21 protein-coding genes are annotated in these 23,871 nt (G+C 71.9%); 12 read left to right on the forward strand and 9 right to left on the reverse strand.

Going from position 1 to position 23,871, the window contains the following annotated elements; translation table 11 throughout:
* Positions 1 to 64: 64 nt before the first annotated feature.
* The 8 genes from ABT300_RS27365 to ABT300_RS27400 all read right to left on the reverse strand — a co-directional run bounded on the left by ABT300_RS27365 (position 65) and on the right by ABT300_RS27400 (position 11,222).
* Entirely contained in the window at positions 65 to 2,419 is a 2,355-nt protein-coding gene (locus ABT300_RS27365) for a family 43 glycosylhydrolase (RefSeq protein ID WP_351680839.1), read from the reverse strand.
* A 117-nt stretch (positions 2,420 to 2,536) separates the two neighbouring features.
* On the reverse strand, positions 2,537 to 4,996 hold the full coding sequence (locus tag ABT300_RS27370) for a beta-galactosidase (protein WP_351680842.1): 2,460 nt from the start codon (positions 4,994 to 4,996) through the stop codon (positions 2,537 to 2,539).
* Positions 4,981 to 5,736 (reverse strand): cupin domain-containing protein, encoded by a 756-nt coding sequence (locus tag ABT300_RS27375; protein ID WP_351680845.1) that lies wholly within the window; start codon positions 5,734 to 5,736, stop codon positions 4,981 to 4,983. Before ABT300_RS27375 ends, ABT300_RS27370 begins: the two co-directional genes overlap by 16 nt.
* Before the next feature lie 41 nt (positions 5,737 to 5,777).
* Positions 5,778 to 6,716 (reverse strand): DUF6807 domain-containing protein, encoded by a 939-nt coding sequence (locus tag ABT300_RS27380; protein WP_351680847.1) that lies wholly within the window; start codon positions 6,714 to 6,716, stop codon positions 5,778 to 5,780.
* Entirely contained in the window at positions 6,713 to 7,828 is a 1,116-nt protein-coding gene (locus ABT300_RS27385; protein ID WP_351680850.1) for a Gfo/Idh/MocA family protein, read from the reverse strand. The genes ABT300_RS27380 and ABT300_RS27385 overlap by 4 nt, the downstream gene beginning before the upstream one ends.
* A 92-nt stretch (positions 7,829 to 7,920) precedes the next feature.
* Positions 7,921 to 9,225 carry an ABC transporter substrate-binding protein gene (locus ABT300_RS27390; protein ID WP_351680852.1) on the reverse strand — a complete coding sequence of 435 codons (1,305 nt, stop codon included), beginning with the start codon at positions 9,223 to 9,225 and terminating at the stop codon, positions 7,921 to 7,923.
* Between the two features lie 190 nt (positions 9,226 to 9,415).
* Complete coding sequence (locus tag ABT300_RS27395) at positions 9,416 to 10,318, reverse strand: carbohydrate ABC transporter permease (protein ID WP_351680855.1); 903 nt, start codon at positions 10,316 to 10,318, stop codon at positions 9,416 to 9,418.
* Positions 10,311 to 11,222 carry a carbohydrate ABC transporter permease gene (locus ABT300_RS27400; protein ID WP_452992281.1) on the reverse strand — a complete coding sequence of 304 codons (912 nt, stop codon included), beginning with the start codon at positions 11,220 to 11,222 and terminating at the stop codon, positions 10,311 to 10,313. The genes ABT300_RS27395 and ABT300_RS27400 overlap by 8 nt, the downstream gene beginning before the upstream one ends.
* 198 nt (positions 11,223 to 11,420) lie before the next feature.
* Here ABT300_RS27400 and ABT300_RS27405 point away from each other — a divergent pair, with 198 nt between their 5' ends.
* The 6 genes from ABT300_RS27405 (at position 11,421) to ABT300_RS27430 (ending at position 17,777) form a co-directional block, all read left to right on the forward strand.
* Entirely contained in the window at positions 11,421 to 12,455 is a 1,035-nt protein-coding gene (locus tag ABT300_RS27405; RefSeq protein WP_351680860.1) for a LacI family DNA-binding transcriptional regulator, read from the forward strand.
* A 477-nt stretch (positions 12,456 to 12,932) separates the two neighbouring features.
* Positions 12,933 to 15,617 (forward strand): ATP-binding protein, encoded by a 2,685-nt coding sequence (locus tag ABT300_RS27410; protein ID WP_351680862.1) that lies wholly within the window; start codon positions 12,933 to 12,935, stop codon positions 15,615 to 15,617.
* Between the two features lie 71 nt (positions 15,618 to 15,688).
* Positions 15,689 to 16,123 (forward strand): roadblock/LC7 domain-containing protein, encoded by a 435-nt coding sequence (locus tag ABT300_RS27415; protein WP_351680864.1) that lies wholly within the window; start codon positions 15,689 to 15,691, stop codon positions 16,121 to 16,123.
* A 2-nt stretch (positions 16,124 to 16,125) separates the two neighbouring features.
* On the forward strand, positions 16,126 to 16,497 hold the full coding sequence (locus tag ABT300_RS27420; protein ID WP_351680891.1) for a DUF742 domain-containing protein: 372 nt from the start codon (positions 16,126 to 16,128) through the stop codon (positions 16,495 to 16,497).
* Positions 16,475 to 17,146 carry a GTP-binding protein gene (locus ABT300_RS27425; RefSeq protein ID WP_351680866.1) on the forward strand — a complete coding sequence of 224 codons (672 nt, stop codon included), beginning with the start codon at positions 16,475 to 16,477 and terminating at the stop codon, positions 17,144 to 17,146. The genes ABT300_RS27420 and ABT300_RS27425 overlap by 23 nt, the downstream gene beginning before the upstream one ends.
* Positions 17,147 to 17,207: 61 nt before the next feature.
* Complete coding sequence (locus tag ABT300_RS27430) at positions 17,208 to 17,777, forward strand: GAF domain-containing protein (RefSeq protein WP_351680869.1); 570 nt, start codon at positions 17,208 to 17,210, stop codon at positions 17,775 to 17,777.
* A 58-nt stretch (positions 17,778 to 17,835) separates the two neighbouring features.
* On the opposite strand, the gene ABT300_RS27435 is transcribed toward ABT300_RS27430, so the two are convergent.
* A complete protein-coding gene (locus ABT300_RS27435; protein ID WP_351680872.1) occupies positions 17,836 to 18,429 on the reverse strand; it encodes a GOLPH3/VPS74 family protein in 594 nt (197 codons plus the stop codon).
* A gap of 311 nt (positions 18,430 to 18,740) precedes the next feature.
* Between ABT300_RS27435 and tdh the strand changes: the two genes are divergently transcribed.
* From tdh to ABT300_RS27465, 6 genes are all read left to right on the forward strand, one after another.
* Positions 18,741 to 19,769, forward strand: coding sequence for an L-threonine 3-dehydrogenase (tdh, locus tag ABT300_RS27440; RefSeq protein WP_351680875.1), 1,029 nt, complete (start codon positions 18,741 to 18,743; stop codon positions 19,767 to 19,769).
* Between the two features lie 73 nt (positions 19,770 to 19,842).
* Positions 19,843 to 21,054 carry a glycine C-acetyltransferase gene (locus tag ABT300_RS27445; RefSeq protein WP_351680878.1) on the forward strand — a complete coding sequence of 404 codons (1,212 nt, stop codon included), beginning with the start codon at positions 19,843 to 19,845 and terminating at the stop codon, positions 21,052 to 21,054.
* 136 nt (positions 21,055 to 21,190) lie between these two features.
* Entirely contained in the window at positions 21,191 to 22,093 is a 903-nt protein-coding gene (locus ABT300_RS27450; protein ID WP_351680881.1) for a LysR family transcriptional regulator, read from the forward strand.
* Between the two features lie 94 nt (positions 22,094 to 22,187).
* Positions 22,188 to 22,799 carry a helix-turn-helix domain-containing protein gene (locus ABT300_RS27455; protein WP_351680884.1) on the forward strand — a complete coding sequence of 204 codons (612 nt, stop codon included), beginning with the start codon at positions 22,188 to 22,190 and terminating at the stop codon, positions 22,797 to 22,799.
* Complete coding sequence (locus tag ABT300_RS27460; RefSeq protein WP_351680886.1) at positions 22,796 to 23,317, forward strand: GNAT family N-acetyltransferase; 522 nt, start codon at positions 22,796 to 22,798, stop codon at positions 23,315 to 23,317. The genes ABT300_RS27455 and ABT300_RS27460 overlap by 4 nt, the downstream gene beginning before the upstream one ends.
* A gap of 30 nt (positions 23,318 to 23,347) precedes the next feature.
* Positions 23,348 to 23,707 carry an MmcQ/YjbR family DNA-binding protein gene (locus ABT300_RS27465; protein ID WP_351680888.1) on the forward strand — a complete coding sequence of 120 codons (360 nt, stop codon included), beginning with the start codon at positions 23,348 to 23,350 and terminating at the stop codon, positions 23,705 to 23,707.
* Positions 23,708 to 23,871 lie beyond the last annotated feature (164 nt).

Consider the following 23,871-nt stretch of genomic DNA (forward strand, 5'->3'; position numbering starts at 1 on the left):
TCCGATCTCCGGCCCGGCCGCGGCGCGGCCGGACACGTCGTGCGCGGACCGCGGCCGGGACCTCTCAGGAGTCGGCTGCGACCAGGGAGATGTCGTCGACGTTGAGCCACCCGCCTCCCGGCACGTCGGTGACGGAGAAGCCGATCCGGGCCGTCCCGCCGGACACCCGTACGCCCGGGATCGTGACCAGGCTCCAGTTGGAGCTCTGCCGCTTCAAGTCGGCCGAGGTCGTCCTGCCGTCGGACGTGATGGACATGGCGGCGGCCGCGGCGGAACCGGTCACCCCGTTCCGGACGGTCGCGGTCAGGTCGTAGACACCGTCCGGAAGGGCGACGTCCTGGGACGCGCCCGCCGAGAACTGCGTGGAAGCGGTGAACGCCAGATGGAAGTTGCCGACGCGTCCGCTCGTGTCGCCCTGGTTGACGATCGCGGACGTGGTCCCCGAGTAGGTCCATCCCTGGACCGGCGAGACGGCGACCCGGTCGGCCTCGAAGCTGGGATTGAGAACGTAGTTGTTGGCCTTGCCGACCTTCCACTCCCCCGTCACCGCGTTCACTTGCCAGTCGCTGAGGGAGTGGAACCGAAGGGCGTCCCCGGAACCCGTGATCGGCATCCACTGGTTGTAGCCGACCCCGTTCCCGGCGAAGTCGGCCCAGCGGTCTCCGCTGTAGATGACCAGGTCGTTCTTCGTGCCGTGGACCGTGATGAAGAATCCGGTCTGGGTCACATGGCTGTAGTCGGACTCCGTACCGGGAAGGACGAACTCGGAACCGTACGCGCCCTGGACGGCGGAGGTCTGCGATCTGATGACGTGGGTCGCGGAGGCGTTCCAGCCATGCAGATCCGACGCCGCCAGGTAGTACGAGTCACCGAGCCGGAACATCGCGTTGCCCTCGCGCCCGGCGGCGTTGAAGCCGACCCGTACCGCCGGTTCGACCGACAGGTTGTCCGCGCCGGCGAGCGCGGACACGTAGGCGCCGCCGCGCCCGCGGCTGTTGGCGAAGACCAGGTAGTCCTTGCCGTCGTCGTCCGTGAAGACCGTCTGGTCGCCCGTCGAAGGGGTCGGCACATTGGTGATCTGGCGCTGGATGTTCGCGAACCGGAAGCTGCCGGTCGGCGAGTCGCCCTGCAGGAAGAGAACGCCGTTCTGTCCGGCCGGGTCCGGGAACTTGGTCTCGTTCATCTGGACCGATATCACGAACTTGCCGGTGTTCTCGCTGTACGAGACGCCCAGGCGGCCGAGCCACGACGCGTCGGCCAGGCTGGACATCTGCGCGAACCCGGCGCCCATGGACGCGGGGATGTGCAGGGGCGTGCCGGCGGACGCGACGTCGCCCTCGTACTTCCAGCTGGACAGGTCCTTCGAGGAGTACACCGGGATGGAGACGAAGGCGGTGTCGGTCGTTCTCGACCTCGGGTTGGCCGCGTAGGCCTCGGCCCCGGCGTAGTGGACGCCGTACCAGTAGTAGGTGTCGCCGAACCGGAAGACGCCGCCGCCCTGGGAGTAGATCGGACGTCCTTCCGTGTCGGTCCAGAAGGAGTCGTTCCGGATCGGGGCGAACTCGCCCGAGGACACGGTCACCAGTGCGGCCGCCGCGGACAGCAGGCCGCTCTTCGCGGCGACGACCGCGCCGGCCGACGCCTTCGGGTCGGCTGCCACGGCGGACGCGGTGGAGCGGGCGGCGGCGAAGGGCTGCCAGGACGCGCTCGTGTAGGCCGCGGCCGTGCGGGTCCCGTAGTCCGCGAGGATGCCGCGGAGACCGCTCACCTGGACCAGGCCCTTCGCCGCCGACTGCAGGCGGCTCTCCGCGGCGTCGCGCTCGGCCTGGGTGCCGGTGTCGTGGTCGACGAGCACCTGCGCCGCGGCGAGCGCGGAGGCGAAGGGGGACCAACTGGCCGACGTGTAGTCCGCTTTGGTGAAATCGCCGACCTGCGCGTACAGGAGGTCGAGAGCGTCCGACCCGTCGGGAGCGCCCGTTTCGAACACCGCCGAGGAGTGGTCGACGCCCTGGCCCACGACCACCACGCGCAGCGTGTGGGCGGTGTCGGACAGACCGGCGTGGGTGAACAGCAGCCGGGTGGTGTTGTTCGTCGACGTGCCGTAGTCGACGGCGCCGACCTGGACGCCGTCGATGAACACGTTCCCTGAGCCGTGCCCCGTCCGTGTCCGTCCGAACAGCTCCACCGTGTGACCGGTGAAGGCGATCTCGAAGGAGCATCCGTCCGGGCCCCACGCGAGACTCGGGTAGAAGTCCCACTGCGACCCGGCAGGGCATGCGTAGTAGGTCAGATCGGGTGTTCCCCGCACGGTCGTGGTCTGTTTGAACGTGACCGTCGTCGACGTGACCGCGGCTTGCGCACGAGGTGTGCCGACCAGGGGACCGGCGACCGCCGCGAGCAGCAGCATGACGACGGTCACCGCAAGTCGGTGAGCTCTCGGCTGTTGACTTTGCCTCACTTCTCTTCCTCTCTACGACACCTTTGTCGGATCGCGCGTTCGCTTCGTCGCCTGCCGTCGCTCCACCGACCGGGTCACTCAACCGCGCGTCACGGCGGTGGTCAGGGAGATGCGGTGGACGGTCAGCAATTCGGCCCGGTCGACGCGCGCGTGCCCGCGACCGGCCTCGTAGTCCGCCCGTACCGAATCGTCGACATGGACCTCGGCGTCCTGCGGCGCCGGCAGGACACGGATCTCCAGGCGGCGCCCGGCCCCGTCACGGGGGACGCGCCGCAGGCCGATCTCCCACTCCGGCCCGTACCAGAAGTGGTCCGCCACCAGCCGTCCTGCAGCGTAGGCACGGGCGACGTCGCCGGTGCAGGACAGCCGAACCAGCTGCTCCGCGGCGGCGTCCACGAGGTCGTCGGGAATGTCGATCCGGTACACGGCGGCATCGTCGAAGTCCTCGTCGCGCGGGGCGGACGCCCGGCGCCGGGAGCCGCCGGTGCGCGCCGGAGGCGCCACGGCCTCGGCGCGTACGCACCGGACCGCAAGGTCGCGCCGGTTCCCGCCGGCAGCCGTGGCCGTGGTCAGGTTCCAGCGGGTGAACGCGCCCTCGGTCCGCGGCGGGCCGACGCCGGGTCCGGACATCAGCAGGCCCGGATCCGCGCTGTCGGCGAGAGTCAGCACCGCGATGTCCAGCTCAGGGCGGGACGTGTGGACGCGCAGCTCGCCCGCGTCGGCGAGGACCGGCTCCTCGCACAGCACGAGTCGGTCCACGCCGCCGACGGGGACCACTTGGGCGGTGAGGGCCTGTTCCTCGGAGAGCACGAGCAGGTGGACGGGACCCCGCGGACCGTCGATCGTCACCAGGTCGCCGCATCCGGGCTCCGGCACGGTCACCACGGTCAGCCCGTCGTCCGTGCGGGCGTGTGCCGGGCCGGTGACGACGGATCCGGCCGGCAGGGCGAACCGGGGCGTGACACCGGCGGTGGCCGCGAAGACCACGACGGGGACGCCGTCCGCGTCGAGCCGGGCCACGGGCTGGGCGGTGGCCCAGTCCAGGACGAGGCCGGCGCCGACGGCGTAGCCCAGCGGCCAGACGAAGTGCGCTCCGGTCGGCACGGTCACCGCAGCCTCGGGCAGCGTCCAGGTCCGGTCTTCCGACTCGATCCGGAAGCGCACGCCGTGATGATCGGGCAGAGTCTCGTGGGGCTGGTGGTTGTTGACGAAGAGGAAGCCCGTGCGGCCGTCCGAGCGGACCGACCAGCGCAGCGTGTGCCGGTCGTCGAGTCCCTCCGGGCGTCTCTCCGGGAGGTGCAGCGGCATGTCCGCGATGGCCGTCCCGCTGTCCCGGATCAGCAGATGCTGCAGGCGCAGCGCGTGGAAGGACGGCCTCACCTGTCCGTACTCGCCGAGGGGCGCCTGGAAGTCGTAGCTGACGGCCGGGAGGTCGTTGGGGTAACCGGTGTCGTGGGACTCCTGGTTGGGCAGCGCCTGCCCGAGGCGCTGGGAGCATCCGTGGTACAGGTAATAGCCCTGCCACACGGATCCGCTGCCGAGCTTGGCCAGCGCGAGCGCGGAGACGTCGGCGGCCGGGATCAGGGGCCGGCGGTGGTACGCGACGGCCATGCCGCCGCCCAGTTCGCAGGTGGCGTAGGGGTAGCGGCGGTCGTCGGGGCCGGAGCCGGCCGGGGCCGAGGAGCGCAGGTCGGCGCCGATCGCGTGGTCGTCGCGGATCGGGGTGAAGAAGTAGTGGCGCCGCATGTCGCGGGCCCAGCCGTCGTGAGCGTCCTCCCAGAAGGCCTCGGGGTAGCCGCCGTACAGCGGGAGCAGTACGTCGGCGGGGATGTCGGCGGCGCCCCAGCCGGTCGCCGTCCACAACGGGGCACGGATCCCGGCCCGTTCGGCGAGGGAGCGCAGTGTGCTCAGATGGCCCGGCTGGTCGTACAGCTCGTTCTCGATCTGGACCGCCACGACGGGGCCGCCCATGTCGTGGGACAGGCCGCGGAGTTCGTGGGCGAGCCGGGCGAAGTACGGTTCGACGAGGGCGAGGTAGGCGGGGTCGTCGGTGCGCGGGGTGCAGTCGGCCTCCAGAACCCAGTCGGGGAAGCCGCCGTTGCGGCACTCGCCGTGCGCCCATGGGCCGATGCGTGGTACGACGTACAGGCCGAGCTCGGCACACAGTCCGAAGAACCGGCGGACGTCGAGGTCACCCTCGAAGCACAGGGCGCCGCGTTCCTCTTCGTGCTGGTTCCAGAACAGGTAGGCGGCCACCGTGTCGATGCCGCCCGCGCGGATCTTCAGCAGTTCCTCGCGCCATTCGGCGGCCGGGTAACGACTGAAGTGGAACTCGCCCGTCACCGGCAGCCAGGGGACCCCCGCACGGCTCAGCTTGCGGCTGTCCGCGGTGATGGGCGTCGCGGCGCCCTCGCCGCTCCCCATCGGCAGGTGTCCGGACAGCGGAGCGGGAACGTCGCCGATGCGCAGCGTGCACAAAGGCGACTCGTGGCGCGGCGACCCGGAGGGCAGGGCGGCGGGGGTCAGCGAGGCGGGCATGTTTCCCCCGCCCGGCGGATCGGATCGTACGCGTGGAGGTAGCCGCACATGCCCAGCGACCGCCCTTCGGGCTCCGCGATGCGGGTGACGTCGGCGGCGAGCAGATGGCTCCAGTCCCCGTCCGTCAGGGCTCTGATCTGCCGCAGGCTCCGCTGCGCGGAGGCGACCGGGCCGGCCTGGACGGTCTCCTCCCAGGCCGTGAGGTGGGGACGGACGACGGCTGCGGCCGCCCGGCAGAAGTCCTCGTAGGCGGCTCGGTTGCCGCGCCGCCACTGGCGGGTGAGCTCGGCGAATCCCTCCAGGGCCAGGTCCCGCCGGGCCCGGGCCCGTTCCTCGTCGGCTCGGCCGCTGTCGTCCAGCACGGACGCGGCGGCCGGGTACGTCTGCGGGGTGAGGTACTCGGGCGGGAACGTCATCACGGCGTCGCCGGCTTCCGGCAGGCCGCTGTTCTGCATGACGACGAGGACTCGCAGGTCGCCGTCGTTGACGGCACGGTGGACAGTGCCCGGGGTGAACCACACGACGTCTCCCGGGGCGAGCGGTGTGACGTGGTGGCCCTGGTGGCTGAGGGTCTCGAGCCGCCCTCGGCCGCCGACGACGACGTAAGCCTCGGCGCACGCGAGGTGCATGTGCGGGGTGCCGCCGTGGGCGTCGTCGGCGGTGGGCCATGGATAGACGCTCAGCTGGCTCAGGCCCACCGAGCCGGGAAAGTCGGGGAGCGGGCCGGGACGGCTGGTCACGATGCGAACCTTTCCGGGAGGGTGCACGGGGCGATGGGCGCCTATGCCGGTTTCCCGGCGATGACGGGTGCGTCGGAGTGGGCGAGTATCCGGCGTACCGCTTCGGCGATCTCGGGGGCGGCGCTCGCGTCCGCGTCGGCCACGGCGACGCCGTAGCGGAAGCGCACGGTGGCGCCGTGCGCGACGGTCAGCTCCTCGCTGAAGAACGGCGCCGGGTTCAGACAGGCGAACTCCTCGGTGCGGGCGAACCACTGGGGCGGGTGGTTCGGGTTGGCCGCGTCGTCGACCATGAGCACGAGCGACTGCTCGGCCGTCACGTCGTGACGGCCCTCGAAGCCCATCCACGGCAGTCGCCGTCCCCGGACCTCGTCGCCGCCCAAGCCCTCCTCGGTCACGAACCGGCCGCCCGTGAACGAGCGCGGGCCGCGCCAGAAGAGGCCGCCGTAGCCGGCGTTCTCGCGTCCCTTCGTGGTCGGGGAGCCGATCGCGACGTCCGCTCCGGAGACGTTCGTCATCCGTGTCTCGAACGTCAGCGCCCAGGTCTGCGGGGAGATCAGGTGCGCCCGCAGCGTCCGGCGCTCGGTGAAGAACGGGGCGTCGGCCTGCGTGATCCAGTCCAGGTCGTGGCTGAAGGTGGCCGTGCCGTCCTCCCGTTCCAGGGTGACGATCCGGCGGTGCGCCTGCGTCCCGTTGTTCTCCAGCTGGACGTAGAACCGCCCGTGGACGTACGTCGGGCCGCCCCAGAAGTTCTCCTCGCCGACGTGCGGCAGGGACCAGGCGATGCCCTTGTGCCATACGTGGTCGTGGGGGCGGAACAGGCTGACCACGCGGCCGGCCCGGGTGCGCAGGGGGTCGATGTACGGCTTGGGGGACTCCAGCTGGACGGTGTCCGGCCGGTACACGTAGCGCAGCAGCTCCGTGTCGCCGTCCCGGACGGTGACGGAGGCGCCGACGTCGTGACGTAGGTCCAGGGCGTTCATACGAGGGCCTCCTTGACCGGCTCCCACGGCACGGCGCCGCCGTCCATGCTGAGCGTGAAGGGGTCGTCGCGGGTCAACTCGCCTGCGGCGACAGGGGACTTGCGGAAGGCTGAGGCGTAGATCGCAGCGGCCAGTTCCAGGGTGCGGCGCGCGTCCGCCAGCGAGACGCCGGGCGCCTCGCCGGCGTCCCAGGCGTCGAAGACGGCTTCGATCTGGAGGGCGTGACTGCTGACGACGTCCGGCTCGTCGCCGGCAGCCCACAGGGCCGCGAGCTCCTCGTGGCCGGCCAGCGGGGTGAATCTCCAGTGCTCCTCGCTGTAGCCGTAGAGGTGTTCCAGTTCGACGGTGGCGTACTCGAAGTCGAAACGCAGACGGGAGGTCTCCCGGGGCGACAGCAGGGAGTTGACGATCGTCGCCAGGGCTCCGTCGGCGAACCGGACCGCGGCGACCGAGACGTCCTCGGTGTCCGTCGGCCGGGCCAGGCGGCCGGCCAGCGAGGTGACCTCGGACCAGGGGCCGAGGATCGACAGGAGCAGGTCGAACTGGTGGATGCCGTGCCCCATGGTGGGGCCGCCTCCCTCGATGTCCCAGCGTCCCCGCCACGGCACGCCGAAGTACGCGTCGGGCCGGTGCCACAGGGTCTCGCACGTGGCGACCAGCGGCCGGCCCAGCGAGCCGTCCCCGACCAGCCGGCGCAGCCGCGCGGCTGCCGCGCCGAAGCGGTGCTGGAAGACGGTCAGGACCCGGTGGCCGGTCTCCTCCTCCACCGCGGCCAGCCGGTCCATCTCGCGCAGGCTCAGTGCCGTCGGCTTCTCCACCAGGGCGTCGGCGCCGGCTCGCATCGCCAGGACGGCGAGCGGCGAGTGGGTCTCGGGCGGCGTGCAGATGTGCGCGAGGTCCAGCTGTTCGCCGTCGAGCAGCGCCCGGGGGTCGCTGTAGACGTTCGGTACGGAATTGCGGTCGGCGAACTCGGCGGCGCGAGCCCGGTCGACGTCGGCGACGGCGACCAGGCTCACCCGGTCGGAGAGTGCGGTGAGGGCGTCGGCGTGTGCCTGGGCGATGCCGCCGGTGCCGATGATGGCCACACGGTAGGGGCGCCGGGAGGTGGACATGGGTGCTTTCTCTCTCCTTGGATTCCGTCCGCGCTCGGCGGGGCTCTGCCCGGGGGCCGCCGCCGACGGCGGCAGGCCCCGGCGGGAGAAGGTCACTTGGCGGCGTCGATCTCGCCCTGCAGTTCCTTGATGAAGGCCTCGGCGGCGGATTCGGGCGAGGTCTTCTTGAAGTAGACCTGCTGGCTGTAGCGCTGGAGCATGGCCTCGATCCCGCTGGCGCCGTTGGGGGTCACGACCGGCGCGTCGCCCACCGTCACGGCGTTCGAGTAGTCGGCGGCCGCCTTGTCGGTACCCGAAAGGCTCGGGCTCAGATGCTTCAGGACCTCCTTGTTCGCGGGGATTCCGCGCTCCGTGCGGAGGATGTCGGCTGCCGCGTCGGTGTTGAGCAGGAAGTCGACGAACGCCGCGGCCTCGGCGGGGTGCTTGCTCTGGCTGGAGACCGACCAGTACATGGAGGGCTTGAAGAAGTTGGCCTCGGCGGTGCCGACATGGGGCATCTGCAGCAGCTTCAGCTGAGCCCCCGACGCCTGCTGCAGCGCGGTGATCTGCGTGTTGTAGGCCGGGGCCATGGCCGACCTGCGGGTCGCGAGACTGGCGCCGGCGAGGCCCGCGGTCTGGTCCTCGACCATGGTCGAGGCGCTGATGCCGCCGCCGGAGGACATGAGGTTCATGGCGAACTTCCACATGTCGACGAGGGCCTTGGGCTTCAGCGAGACTCTGCCGTCCTTGTCGAAGACGCTGCCTCCCTCCTGCCGGGCCCAGTACTTGAGCGTGCCCGCGTCGAAGCCGGGAGTTCCGGAGGCGCCGTGGATCTTTCCGCCGCTCTTGTCCGTCAGCTCCTTGGCGATCTTGGTGTAGTCGTCCCACGTCCAGGTCTTGTCGTCGGGGAGCGGCACCCCGTACTTCTTGAACAGGTCCGTGTTCACGGCGATGGCCAGGGCGGTGACGCCGATGGGAAGCGCGTACTGCTTGCCGTCGACCTGACCGGTGGCGAGGGCCTCCTTGGCGAAGTGCGAGGTGTTGAGCAGCTTCCCCGCCTGGCTGACGTCGTAGAGGGCGCCGCGGTTCGCGTACGACGCGAGGTAGAGCTCGTCCATCTGGATCACGTCGGGGGAGTCCTTGGCCGCGGTCGTCGTGGCGAGGGCGTCCCAGTAGCCGGTCCAGTCCTTGTACCGGCCCTTGACCGTGATGTTGGGGTGCTTCTTCTCGAACGCCTTGATGACCTCGTTGGTGGTCTTGGCGCGGTTCGCGTCTCCCCACCAGTCGACGCTGATGGTGACCGGCTTGTCGCCGAGCTCGTCGACCGGGCCGGCGCTGCCGCCGGCGCAGGCGGTCAGTGTCAGTGAGAGCGCGGCGACCGAGGTGAGCGCGAGTCGTCCGACGGGTCTGCCGTTCATGGGTGTCTCCTTGGCGTGCTGCGGTGTGCTGCGGATGTGCGGAGCGGGGGGCGACGGTGCGTCTGCGTCTGCGGCTCGCGAGCGGGCACGGCCGGGTCGCCCACGTGTCTGTCCGGCTGACCGCTGCGGCTGATCGCGGCGGTCGTCGCGGTCGGTGGCGGCCGCGGTGGCGTTCTTTCCGACGCGGCGGCTACTTGCCGCCGGTGGTGGCGATTCCGCGCAGCAGGAACCGCTGTCCGAAGAGGAAGACGAGGAAGACGGGGAGAAGCGTCATCACGCTCATGGAGAACACCGAACCCCAGTCGGTCGCGCTCTGCTGGTCGACCAGCGCCCGCAGTGCGATGGGGGTCGTGTACTTGTCCGGGTCGGTGAGATAGATGAGCTGGGTGTAGAAGTCGTTCCAGGTCCAGATGAACGTGAAGATCGCGGTGGTCGCCAGGGCGGGGATCATCAGCGGCAGGATGATCTGGAAGAAGATCCGTCCCTGCCCTGCGCCGTCGATCCTGGCCGCCTCGTCGAGTTCGCGGGGGATTCCGCGGATGAACTGGACCATGAGGAAGATGAAGAAGGCGTCGGTCGCCAGGAACTTGGGCACGATCAGCGGGAGGAACGTGTTGACCCAGCCCAGCTGGGAGTACATGACGTACTGAGGGACGATGAGCACGTGGATCGGCAGCATGATCGTGACGAGCATGAGGGCGAACCACAGGCGCTTGGCCCGGAACTCCAGCCTGGCGAACGCGTAGGCGGCCAGTGAGCAGGCCAGGAGGTTTCCGATGATCGCGCCGACCACGACGATCAGCGAGTTGACCAGGTAGTGGCTGAACGGCCGGCCGAAGGCGTTCCAGCCGTTGGAGTAGTTCTTCACGCGCAGGTCGGTCAGGGCGATCCCCGCGTTGCGGAAGATCTCGCTGCTGGGACGCAACGAGCTGACCACCATCCACAGGACCGGGTAGAGCATCAACAGGGCGCAGGCGATCAGCGCCGCGTGCTTGAGCAGAGAGCGGACTCTGCGCCGGGTCAGTCCTGCCGTGCGCGTACCGGCGACAGGCGGGGAGAACGTGCCGATCTCGGCCACGGTGCGGTCAGTCATCGTAGAACACCCAGTACTTCGAGGCCCAGAAGTTGACGGCGGTGAAGACCGCCACGATGAGGAGCAGGAGCCAGGCGAGCGCGGAGGCGTAGCCCATGTCGAACTGGCCGAAGCCCCGCTGGTAGAGGTACAGCGAATAGAAGAGCGTGGAGTCGGCGGGGCCTCCCGTGCCGCCCGAGACCACGAAGGCCTGGGTGAACGTCTGGAAGGCGTGGATGATCTGCAGCACCAGGTTGAAGAAGATGATGGGCGTCAGCATCGGAACCGTGATGCTGCGGAACTGCCGCCACCGTGACGCGCCGTCGACCGAGGCCGCCTCGTAGAAGGAGGCCGGGATCTGCCGCAGACCGGCCAGGAAGATCACCATCGGGGAGCCGAACGTCCAGACGTTCAGCACGATGAGCGTCGACAGCGCGGTGCCGGGTTCCGAGATCCAGCCCGGACCGTGCACACCGAACACGCCGAGCCCCTTGTTCACCAGACCGGTCGTGCCGAAGATCGTGCGCCACAGCACGGCGATCGCGACACTGCCCCCGATCAGGGACGGCAGATAGAAGGCGGAGCGGTAGAAGGACAGTCCCCGCACCCCCCTGTCCAGCAGCAGGGCCAGCGCCAGGGCCAGCGCGAGTTGCAGCGGGACGGAGACCAGGACATAGGTGAAGGTCACCTGGAGCGACGTGTGCAGTCGTTCGTCGCTCAGCATGCGCGTCCAGTTGTCCAGCCCGCTGAACTGCGGCGGCTGGAGGAGGTTGTACTTGGTGAAGCTGAGGTAGAGCGAGGCGACCATCGGGCCGAGCGTGATCCCGAAGAGCCCGACGAACCAGGGCAGGAGGAAGAGAAACGCCGCCTTGTTCTGCTGGCGGGCGCCCCGTTGGGCCCCCCGCAGCCGGCGTAGTTCGTTGATGGAGCTCACGGCACTGCTCCCTAGGTGGCGGCATCGGCACACTGACGTGGTGCGGACCCCGTCCCACGGGTCCCGCGCCGGCCAAAAAGTTAACGTTCACTTCCGGGCTGGCAGGGACAATAGTGAACGATCTCTTTTTGCGTCAAGAGTGTGTAGGCTCTGGCTTCAGTGAGCTCCGGCGAAAGGGTGGAGAAGCGGATGGACGGCGCTGACATGGTGCGACGGCGACCGACGATCACCGATGTGGCGCAACTCGCCGGGGTGTCGCCCCAGACGGTTTCGCGGTATCTGCGCTTCAACGGCGGGCTGAAGCCCGCGACCGTGGAGCGCGTCGAGAGCGCGGTCCGGCAGCTCGACTACCGCCCCAACCTGGTGGCACGGTCCATGCGCACCCGCAAGACCGACCGCCTGGCCATCCTCATGCCGGCCATGACCTTCAACCCCTCGCGCATGCTGGCGGGAGCCAGCTCGACGGCGCAGTCGGCGGGTTACTTCACCGACGTGGTGAGCGCCGCGGGCGGTGTGGAGGCGAGGAGCGAGCGGCTGCTGGAGATGGCCGACTCCGGACAGTACGAGGGCATCCTCTGCCTCGCCCCCGCGCTCCCCGCGGCGGAGGCGATGTTGCGCCAGCGAACGGTCGTGGTGATCTCCGCCGACCTCGACGACGACATGCGCGGCATCGGTGAACTGGCCGACGGCGCCCCGGTGATCCGGATGGTCGAGCACCTCGCGTCGCTCGGCCACTCGCGGTTCCTCCATGTCGCCGGTGACGCGGCGTTCGCTTCCGCGAGGGCACGCAGGCAGAGCTACCTGGACACGGTCGAACGCCTCGGCCTCGAGTCCGTGGGCGTCTTCGACGGCGACTGGTCGGGCGAGGCCGGCATCGAGGCGATCCGGTCGCTGCCGAAGGGATCGCGGCCGACCGCCGTGATCGCGGCCAACGATCTGGTGGCCGCCGGCGTCGTCCGGGGCGCGCTGGCCCGCGGCTGGAGCGTGCCGGGCGACATCAGTGTGACCGGTTGGGACAACGCCGAGCTCGGACAGTTCATGACACCGTCCTTGACCACGGTCGAAATGGACCTCGAGCGCGTCGGCAGCAGGGCCATGGCCAAGCTGATCGCGGGACTGCGGGGCGAGTCGCCCGAGGTGAACGAGGACTCCCTCTTCCGGATCATCTGGCGGGAGTCGACAGCCGGGGCGTCTACGGCGGAGGACCCCCGCGGCGAGGGATGACAGAAGGCTCGGCCGTCGACGCGGGGGCAGGGGACGGCCGCCGCTGGACGATCCGCCATCCAAGGCCAACGCCGATACTCAGAGTGATGTTCGGGTGGGAGTCGCCGAGGGCGGCGAGGCGTCGGAGGCGGTTCCGGCGGGTCGGCCGGAGTGCCGTGCCGTACGACCGGAACGCCGTGACGTACGACCGTGCGGGTCGGGGGTGCATCGCCCCTCGGCCCGCACGGTCGTTTTCGTACCGCCTCTGATCAGGTCTGATCGAACTCTTCTTGCGCTGCCTCGTGGGATGCACGGGCTTATCGGTCTGTCGTGCGAAGCCTCATACCAGAGCGGGACGCTCCCTGGGGGACTTTGTCAACTGCCCACCGCACATGATGGGTTGCCGACTACTGTGAGTGGCCGTCGGGCGACACCGGGCCGCATTTCCGGGCTCTCCCGACCGACGACCCGGCTCGACGGACCAGTACGAGGACACCGATGTCTCACCTCCGCGCACCCGCCGCACGAGCAGACCGCCGTGAGGGCGGGCGGCACGGGCGGCCCGTCGCCCGCATCGCGCCCGCGCCGACCGAGACGCACATACGGCCCCAGTTGGTGCGGCTCGCCGTGCTCCCCCCGACCGCGGTGGCGCTGAGCGCCTGCGCGGTCGTCCTGTTCACGGTGCGCTCCAGCGGCGTGCGCCCCGGCCCGACCCTGTGGGCGGTCCTGGCCGGCGCCGCCGGGGTGGCCGGCGTCGGCATCGTGATCGCGGCGGTGGCCGCCGACCGCGCCGCCCGTTCCGTCAGCGACCGCCTCGCCGCCCTGCGGCGGGGCAGCGCACGCGGCGAGGCCGAGCTGCGCGGCGTCATCGAGGCGCTGCGCCGCGGCGAGGTCCCCCCGCAGCGCACCTCGCGGGGCGGACCGCCCGCCGGCGCGGACGACTTCGAACTGCTCGCGGCCGACCTGACACGCGCCCACGACGGGGCCGTCGCCGCCGTCGTGCAGGCCGCCCAGCTGTCGAGCCAGGCAGGCAGCGAACAGAAGCTGGAGGTGTTCGTCAACCTCGCGCGGCGTCTGCAATCCCTGGTGCACCGAGAGATCTCGATCCTCGACGAGCTGGAGAACGAGATCGAGGACCCCGACCTGCTCAAGGGTCTCTTCCACGTCGACCACCTCGCCACCCGCATCCGCCGGCACGCCGAGAACCTCGCCGTCCTCGGCGGGGCCGTGTCGCGCCGGCAGTGGAGCAACCCGGTCCCCATGACCGAGGTGCTGCGCTCCGCCATCGCCGAGGTCGAGCAGTACGCCCGCGTGAAACTCGTCCCGCCGATCGACGGCGAGCTGCGCGGCCACGCCGTCGCCGACGTCATCCATCTGCTCGCCGAACTCGTCGAGAACGCCACGGTGTTCTCCGCGCCGCACACCCAGGTGCTGCTGCGGGCCAACCTCGTCACCTCCGGGCTGGCCGTCGAGGTGGAGGACCGCGGGCTCGGCCTGCCGGTCGAGGAACAGAGCCGGATGAACGCTCTGCTCGCCGACCCCGACCAGGTCAACGTCGGGCGGCTGCTGGCCGACGGGCGCATCGGCCTGTTCGTCGTCTCCCAGCTGGCCCGGCGGCACGGCATCCGGGTCCGGCTGCAGAGCAACATCTACGGCGGCGTCCAGGCCGTCCTCGTCGTGCCGCAGGCCCTGCTCGGCTCCGCGCCGGGCGTCCTCACGGCGGCGTCACCGGGCCCGGACACCGACGGCGCGGGACGACCGCTCGCGCCCGCCGCCGCATCGGCGGCGACGCCGCGCCCGACGGCCCCGGCCAGGCCGCCGCTGCCCGCCGCCCCGCCGGTCCGGCCCGGCCGCCCCGGTCCGCGGCTCGTCGCCGGCGCCGACGACGACCGGACGACGGCACGGGACCCGAAGGGCGCGAGCCGGTCCTTCACCCCCGCCGCCGTCCCCAACCCTGCTCCCGCCCCCGCATATGTCACGGCCACGACGCACTCGCGGTCCGGGCCCTCGGCGGCGCTGGCACGCCCGCAGACGCAGGACGCCGCGTCCGTCGGCTCGACGGCCGGCGGTCTGCAGGGGGAGGCCCGGGTCCCGTCCGGCACCGGGCGGACGCCGGATTCGATCACGTCGTCGCAGGCCGGGAACACGTCCGCGTCCGGGGCAGTCGCGAGCCTTTCCGCTCCGCAGGGCGCTTTGGCGTCCGGGGGCGCCGATCGCGTCCCGCAGCCGCCCGGGACCGGCGCACCGCGGGGCGGCGGCGACCGACCCGCCTCGCTCCCCGTCCGCGGCGCCCGGGCGGCGCGACCCAATCCGGCCGAGGCCGTGCCCGGCATCCGCAGCGGCGACCGGCCCGTCGTCGAGGAGCACGAGGGCATCGCGCCCACCCCGCGCGTCGGCACGGTGCGCGGCACCATGGGCAAGCCCCACCTGCCCCGTCGCCGCGCCCAGGAGCACATCGTCCCCCAACTGCGCGGCGGCCCCGCCCCGCGTCCGGACATCGAACCGTCCGCCGGTCACGACCCCAATCTGATGGCCGCCTTCCAACGGGGCGTCGGTCTCGCCGAGGCCCAGCAGAGCCTGGAGGCGGACACCGCCGAGCCGTCCGCGTACCCGCCGCCGGACTCCTCGGAGCCGGCCGCCCGGCCCGACCCGTACCGACCCGAGCCGACGGCTCGACCCGCACCGCAGGGGGCGTACCCGCCCGTCCGCTCCGAGCCCCACGGATCGGAGCCGACGGCCGGCTCTGAGCCGTACGGGGCGTACGAGGCGTACGAGGCGTATGGAGTGCATGGGGTGCACGGGTCGGAGCCGACGGCGCGCTCCGAGCCGTACGGGTCGCAGCAGGCCGTCCGGCCCGAGCCCCACCCCCTGGGACAGTCCTGGGACACGGGTTCGCTCCATCCGGCGGCCCGGGGCCGCGGCGAGCATCCGGTCGACGCCGGTCACGGCGGCGACGCGACGGCCGAAGCCACGCGGGGCGTCCCGCTGCCGCTGCCGCTGCCGCTTCTGCCGCCCGCGCCCTCGCGCATGGACGCACGGCCGGCGCACCGGCCCGGGATAGCCGAGACGCGCCCCGCGCACGCGGCCGCGCCCCCCGAGGCGTACGGCGTGCGGGACGGACAGCACCTGCCCGAACCCGACCGATCCACCGCCCGGCACGACGGGAGCGCACCAGCCGGATGAGCCCTGCGAGCACCCCCGCCCCCACCCCCAGCGCTCCCACAGACCTTCGTACCCCAAGGAGTCGATCCACCATGGCGAGCGATGCGCCGACCGGCCATGTATCCGACCTCGACTGGCTGATGAGCGGCCTCGTGCAGCGCGTGCCGCACACCATGAGCGCGGTGCTGCTCTCCTGCGACGGACTGGTGAAGTCGGTCCACGGCCTCGATGCCGACAGCGCCGACCACATGGCGGCGCTGGCGTCCGGCCTGTACTCCCTCGGGCGCAGCGCCGGAGTCCGGTTCGCCGACGGCGGCGAGGTCCGGCAGGTGGTCGTCGAACTCGACTCGACGCTGCTCTTCGTCACCACCGCCGGCTCCGGCACCTGCCTCGCGGTGCTCGCCGGACGGGAGGCCGACGCCGCCGTGCTCGGCTACGAGATGGCGATGCTGGTGAAGAGCGTCCGGCCGTACCTGATGACCGCGCCCCGACAGCACGCCGTCGAACCGTCGGTGATGGGACCTTGAGGGTGGCGGCGGCCGGCGACGGGCCCTGGCTCGACGACGCGGCCGGACGGCTGGTGCGCCCTTTCACGGTCAGCGGCGGCCGTACCAGGCCCAGCGTCGCCCTCGACCTCATGTCGCAGGTGATGGCCACCGGGGCGACCCCCCTCGGCTATCTCGGCCCCGAACACGCACAGGCGCTCGACCTGACCTGTGCGCCCGTGTCGGTCGCCGAGATCGCGGCCCATCTGAAGCTGCCGGCGGCGGTCACCAAGGTGCTGCTGTCCGACCTCCTCGACTGCGGGGCGCTGACCACCAAACCCCCCGAGTACCACCACATCCCCACCGACCGGGCCCTTCTGGAGGCAGTGCTCGATGGACTACGACGACAGCTCTGAGCACGACGACGCGTACGAGGCGTACGGCGCCCACCGCCGCCGCGGCGCGCCCGACGGCGGCGGCCCGGACCCCTTCCCCACCGCGCTGAAGATCCTGGTCGCGGGCGGCTTCGGGGTGGGCAAGACGACCTTCGTGGGCGCCGTGAGCGAGATCGCGCCGCTCAGCACCGAGGAGCTGCTCACCACCGTCAGCGCCGCGACCGACAACCTGGACGGCATCGAGAACAAGGTCGAGACGACCGTCGCCATGGACTTCGGCCGGATCAGCCTCGACCCGCAGCACGTGCTGTACCTGTTCGGGACGCCCGGGCAGGAGCGGTTCTGGTTCATGTGGGACGAGTTGTCCGAGGGCGCCCTCGGCGCGGTCATCCTCGCCGACACCCGGCGCCTCGAGGAGTGCTTCGCGGCCGTCGACTTCTTCGAGGAACGCGGCCTCGCCTTCATCGTCGCCGTCAACGAGTTCGACGGCTCCCACCGCTACGACCCCGAGGAGGTGCGGGCCGCCATCGACCTGGACCCGGAGGTCCCCGTGGTGCGCTGCGACGCGCGGATCTCCGCCTCCGGCGTCCAGACCCTGCTCACCCTCGTCAAACACCTCATCGCCCATGCGCCGGCCGCACCTCAGCCGAGCCGCGGCGCACACATGTGACGCCCGCACACAACGCCCCGGAGCCCTATATGACGTTCGTCCACCGCGACGGAGCCCGGCCATGAGCTACGACCCACCGCGCCCGGTCGGTCGTCTGCTGCTCACACCGGAGGACAGGGAGGCTCCCGCCCGTGCCCGCAGGCTGCGCCGACTCGGTCTCGGGGAACAGCCCGAACCCGCCCTGGACGCCTTCGCGGGCCGTCTCGCCGAGGTGACCGGAGCGCCGTACGCCATGGTCAACTTCCTCGACGGGGAACGTCAGTTCTTCGCCGGGCTGCACACCCCGCAGGGCGGCCGGGCCGCTCGCGGCGGCAAACCCGAGGTGGGCCGCCGGCTGCCCCGCGAGTACGGCTACTGCCCGTACGTCGTCGTGCGGCGCAAGGCGCTGGTCCTGGAGGACGTGGGCGACTACCCGCGTTTCGCGGGCAATCCGATGGTCGACGAGTACGGCATCCGCTCCTATCTCGGCGCCCCGCTCATCGACACGACCGGGATGGTCCTGGGCACGGTGTGCGTCGCCGCCCTCGCGCCCCGGCCGTGGGGCAGGGCCGGACTGGAGACGATCAAGTCCACGGCCGCCGACCTCGTCGGCCGCCTGCAACGGCGGGACGCCGGCGACCTGCCGCCCTGAGCGTCCGTCAGGGGCACGGCAGACGTCGTCCGTCAGGTATCCCGCAGGACGTCGTCCGTCAGGGGGCCCGCCAGACGTTGTCGAAGGCCGCCTTCTCGATGGACCGCCGCTGCCGGACGGCCTCGAGTTCCGTCACCGCGTCGGCGACCGTGCCCACCACCGTGACGACCGTTTCGCCGAGGGCGTCCGGGAGACCGCCGGCCGGCTCCTCGCGCAGCCCGACGGCGGCCGCCAGCGCGGCGAGGACCGGTTCCTGCGACGTCCAGCGCGCGGCGGCGGCGCTGCGGGCCGGTGAGTCCACGGGCGTGGTCCGCGCGCCGATCAGACGACGCGGCCGGCCGAGCACGCCGTCCGCCTCCAGCCGGGCCGTGTAGGCGGCGGCCAGGGCGCGCCCGCGACGCCACAGCCAGTCCTCGACCGACTCGTACGGCGGCTCGCGCAGCAGCGCCGAGGCGGCCTCCCGCAGGAGGGGGTCGCGCGGCTCCGACGGCGGGCCGGGCACCAGGAGGCCCGCGTCCACGGCGAGCGCTCCTGCCTCGGCCAGGTCGAGCGCCTCGGCGCCCGCGAGGGCGAGCGACAGATCGCCCTGCCCGACGGGTCGGGCCGCCGTCATGTCGATCGCGACGATCATCAGGTCCCGTGCTGTGGTCATCGGGGGCTCCACGTCAGTCGGCCGGCCTCGTGCGGGTTGCGGTCCAGGGTGGCACGGCCCACCGTGGAGTGCGGGAAGCCGGGACCGGGCGGGCGCGGCCGAGCGGGTGGGACACGGGCACGCTGTGGGACCCGTGGGACCCGTGGGACCCGTGGGAACGCGTGTGAAGCAGAGCTGTCGCGGCGCTTAAGAAAAGCTCGATGGACTGGCCCGGCGGAGTGCGGCAGATTGCTGGGCGAATCCACCCGTCTTCCCGGATGCGGGGCCTGTCGGCCTGTCCGCTCCGGGGCCTCATCACAGGAGCCGTTGCGTTGAAGGCGCTGGTCAAGGAGAAGGCGGAGCCCGGGCTGTGGCTCACTGACGTGCCGGAGCCCGAGGTGGGGCACGGGGATGTGCTGATCAAGGTGCTGCGCACCGGCATCTGCGGCACCGACCTGCACATCAGGTCCTGGGACGGATGGGCGCAGCAGACGATCACCACGCCCCTGGTGCTCGGGCACGAGTTCGTCGGCGAGGTCGTCGGGACCGGCCGGGACGTCACGGACATCGCCGTGGGCGACCGGGTCAGCGGCGAGGGCCACCTCGTCTGCGGCAGGTGCCGCAACTGCCTCGCCGGACGCCGCCATCTGTGCCGGGCCACCGTCGGCCTCGGCGTCGGGCGGGACGGCGCCTTCGCCGAGTACGTCGCCCTGCCCGCGTCCAACGTGTGGGTGCACCGGGTGCCGGTGGACCTCGACGTGGCCGCGATCTTCGACCCGTTCGGCAACGCGGTGCACACCGCGCTGTCCTTCCCGCTCGTCGGCGAGGACGTCCTGATCACCGGCGCCGGACCGATCGGCCTGATGGCCGCCGCCGTCGCCCGGCACGCCGGAGCCCGCAACGTCATGGTCACCGACGTCAGCGAGGAGCGGCTGGAGCTGGCCCGGAAGATCGGGGCGAGCCTCGCGCTGAACGTGTCGCAGGCCTCCATCGCCGACGGGCAGCGGGAGCTGGGGCTGCGCGAGGGCTTCGACATCGGTCTGGAGATGTCCGGCCGGCCCGAGGCGATGCGCGACATGATCGCCAACATGACGCACGGCGGCCGGATCGCGATGCTCGGGCTGCCCGCCGAGGAGTTCCCCGTCGACTGGGCCCGGATCGTCACCTCGATGATCACGATCAAGGGCGTCTACGGCCGCGAGATGTTCGAGACCTGGTACGCGATGTCGGTGCTGCTGGAGGGCGGCCTGGACCTCGCCCCCGTGATCACCGGCCGATACGGCTACCGCGACTTCGAGGCGGCCTTCGCCGACGCGGCGAGCGGCCGGGGCGGCAAGGTCATCCTCGACTGGACCGCGTGAGCCGTCCGCTTCCGACGGACCGCGAGAGCCGTCCGTCTCCGCCGCTTCCGAGCGTCTTCCTAGGAGCTTTGCGATGTTCGACTCCGTGCGCGACGACCTGCGCGCCACCCTCGACGAGATCCGCGCCGCCGGTCTGCACAAGCCCGAGCGGGTGATCGGCAGCCCGCAGTCCGCGACCGTAGCGGTGACCGCGGGCGGCCGGCCGGGCGAGGTCCTCAACTTCTGCGCCAACAACTACCTGGGGCTCGCCGACCACCCCGAGGTGATCGCCGCCGCCCACGAGGCCCTGGACCGGTGGGGCTACGGCATGGCGTCCGTGCGCTTCATCTGCGGAACGCAGGAGGTGCACAAGGAGCTGGAGGCGCGGCTGTCGACGTTCCTCGGCCAGGAGGACACGATCCTGTACTCCTCCTGCTTCGACGCCAACGGCGGCGTCTTCGAGACGCTTCTCGGCCCCGAGGACGCGGTGATCTCCGACGCCCTCAACCACGCCTCGATCATCGACGGCATCCGGCTGTCCAAGGCACGGCGGTTCCGGTACGCCAACCGTGATCTGGCGGACCTGGAGAGGCAGTTGAAGGACGCGTCGGACGCGCGCCGCCGACTGGTCGTCACCGACGGCGTGTTCTCCATGGACGGCTATCTGGCGCCCCTCGCCGAGATCTGCGACCTCGCCGACCGCTACGACGCCATGGTCATGGTCGACGACTCGCACGCCGTCGGCTTCGTCGGCCCCGGCGGCCGCGGCACGCCCGAGCTGCACGGAGTGATGGACCGGGTGGACATCCTCACCGGCACCCTCGGCAAGGCGCTGGGCGGGGCGTCCGGCGGCTATGTGGCCGCCCGTGCGGAGATCGTCGCCCTGCTCCGCCAGCGCTCGCGCCCCTACCTGTTCTCCAACACCCTCGCCCCGGTCATCGCGGCGGCCTCCCTGAAGGTCCTCGACCTGCTGGAGTCGGCGGACGACCTGCGGGTGCGGCTCGCGGAGAACACCGCGCTGTTCCGCCGGCGGATGACGGCCGAGGGCTTCGACGTGCTTCCCGGCGAGCACGCCATCGCCCCCGTGATGATCGGCGACGCCGCGAAGGCGGGCCGGATGGCGGAGCTGCTGCTGGAGCGCGGGGTGTACGTGATCGGGTTCTCGTACCCGGTGGTCCCGCAGGGGCAGGCCCGTATCCGCGTCCAGCTGTCCGCCGCGCACTCCACGGCCGACGTCGACCGCGCCGTCGACGCGTTCGTCGCGGCCCGGGCGGAGCTGGAGGAGTCCGCCGCCGAGACGGTCTGAACCGCGCGGAGCCCCGCACCGCTCACGGGTTCCGGGAACCGTCGACGAGGCCGCGTCCCGCAACCCGCGGCGGTCGACGGTCCGTCCCGGTCGGCGGTGGTCCACGGGGCCCTGACATATTGCGATAATCGATCCCATGATCGAAGCGCGGCGGCTCCACATCCTCCGTGCGGTGGCCGACCACCGCACCGTGACGGCGGCGGCCGCCGCGCTGTATCTCACCCCGTCCGCCGTCTCCCAGCAGCTGGCGGCCCTGGAACAGGAGACCGGTCACCGGCTCGTCGAGCGCGGCGCCAAGGGCGTGCGGCTCACCCCGGCGGGGGAGATCCTCCTCGGCCACACCAACGCGGTCCTCGCCCAGCTGGAGCGGGCCGAGGCGGAGCTGGCCGCCTACAGTTCCGGCGCGGCCGGCACGGTCACCGTCGCCGCTTTCGCCACCGGCATCGCCCTGGTGGTGGCTCCCGCGGTGGCGCGGCTGGCCCGCACCGCCCCCGGGATACGGATCCGCGTGCAGGACGCCGAGGGCGACGCCAGCCTGCCGATGGTGCTCGACCGGCAGGTCGACGTCGCCGTGGCGGTCGAGTACCGCGGGGCCCCGGCCGCCGACGACCCGCGCCTGACGCATCTGCCGCTCTACGCCGAGCCCTTCGACGCGGTGGTGCCCGTCGCCCACCGGCTCGCCGACGCCGCCGAGGTCCCGCTGGCCGAGCTGGCCAAGGACACCTGGATCGGCCCCTACCCGGGCAACCCCTGCCATGACGTGGTCGTCCTGGCCTGCGAGAACGCCGGATTCCAGCCCCGTCTGGAGCACTCCTCCGACGACTTCCGCGCCGTCGTCGCGCTGGCGGCGGCGGACGCGGGCGTGGCGCTCGTCCCGCGTTCGGCGCTGCGCGGCATGGACCTCACCGGAGTGGTCGTCCGGCCGGTCGACGGCGTCGCGCCGACGCGGCGGGTCTTCGCGGCCGTCCGCCGGGGCGCCGAGGAGCACCCGCTGATCCGGCCGGTGCTGGAGGCCCTGGGCGAGGCCGCCGCGGTGTGAGGCCCGTGCGGGGCGAGGCTCCCCACGGGGCGGGTCCCCGCGATGTGAGGCGCGCGTAACCCTGTCGTCTCATATCAGGGATAGATTCCCGGATATGAGACGAGAAGCGGACGCCGCGGGGGCACCCGACCCGGTCGACGCGGGGGCACCCGACCGGGTCGACGCGCGGCTCGCCGGTCGGCTGGCCGAGCTGCGGGCCGAACACGGCTTGACGCTGGGGGAGTTGGCCGAGCGCAGCGGGATCAGCCGGTCCACCCTGTCGCGCGCCGAGCGGGCGGAGATCAGCCCGACGGCCGCGCAGCTCAACCGGCTCTGCCACGTCTACGGGCGGACCATGTCGCGACTGCTCGGCGAGGTCGAGGCGGAGCCCGCCCCCGTGGTGCGCGCCGCGGAGCAGCCCGTCTGGGCGGACCGGGCCTCCGGTTTCGTCCGGCGCTCCGTGTCGCCGCCGCACCCGGCGCTGCGCGGCGAGCTGGTCGAGGGGAGGCTCGCCGTCGGCGCGGACATCGCCTACGACCGGCCGCCCGTGGCAGGGCTGGAGCAGCATGTGTGGCTGCTGGAGGGCGTCCTCAAGGTGACGGCCCAGGACGCCGTGCACCGCCTGGGCGCCGGAGACTGTCTGCGCCTGCGGGTGTGGGGGCCGACCCGGTTCCGGTGCGCCGGAGACGCCGAGGCGCGGTACGTGCTGGCGGTGGTGCTCCCGTGATCCCGACCCGACTCGACGCCCCCCGGCTGCTCGACCGTGCGCGGGAACTGGCCGACCTGCTGATCGACACGGTGGACGGCGGCGCCTCGGTGGGCTTCCTCGCCCCGCTGGACCGGGCGGACGCCGTCGCCTGGTGGCGTGAGCGGGCGCAGCCGGTCGCCGCCGGACGGCTCGCGGTCTGGGTCGCCCTGGACGGCGACCGCGTCGTGGGCACCGTGAGCCTGGCCTTCGCCGACAAGCCCAACAGCCGTCACCGCGCCGAACTCGTCAAGCTCATGGTGCACCGGGACGCCCGCGGCCAGGGCCTCGCCCGCATCCTGCTCGGGACCGCCGAGCAGGCCGCCGCCGCAGTCGGCGTCACCCTCCTGCACCTGGACACGGAGACCGGCAGCCCCGCCGAACACCTCTACCGCGCCACCGGCTGGACCAGGGCGGGGACGGTCCCCGACTACGCGGCGGACCCGTACGGCGTGCTGCGGCCGACCACCCTGTACTACAAGCACGTCGCCGCGGGGTGAGTGTCAGCGGCAGCCGATACGGTGCGGAGCATGCCGGACGCCGAAGACGTACGCCGTATCGCCCTGTCCTTCCCGGACACCACGGAGAAGACCGCCTGGAGCATGCCCACCTTCCGGGTCGCGGGGAAGATGTTCGCCACCCTGCCCGAGGAGGAGACCTCCCTCGCCGTGCGCTGCCCCAAGGAGGAGCGCGACGAACTGGTGCTCGCGGAGCCCGGGAAGTTCTGGATCGCCGACCACGAGGCCCAGTTCGCCTGGGTACGGGCCCGGCTGGCCGCCCTCGACGACGAGGAGGAGCTGCGCGACGTCCTCGCCGACTCCTGGCGGCAGGCGGCCCCGCAGCGTCTGCTGGAGGCCTATCCGGACCTCGGCGTCGCCCGCGGTGGCTGACGGTGCCCGGACGGCTGCGGACCGGGAAACAGGTGCGCGACCATCGACCCGAGTGCGGTATTGTTTCCATGCGCGTTCGGCCAGGGGAAACCCCAGGTCAGGCGGGCAACGGGACGTGGCGCAGCTTGGTAGCGCACTTGACTGGGGGTCAAGGGGTCGCAGGT

The sequence above is a fragment of the Streptomyces sp. NPDC001027 genome (assembly GCF_040299045.1).
GTDB lineage: Bacteria > Actinomycetota > Actinomycetes > Streptomycetales > Streptomycetaceae > Streptomyces.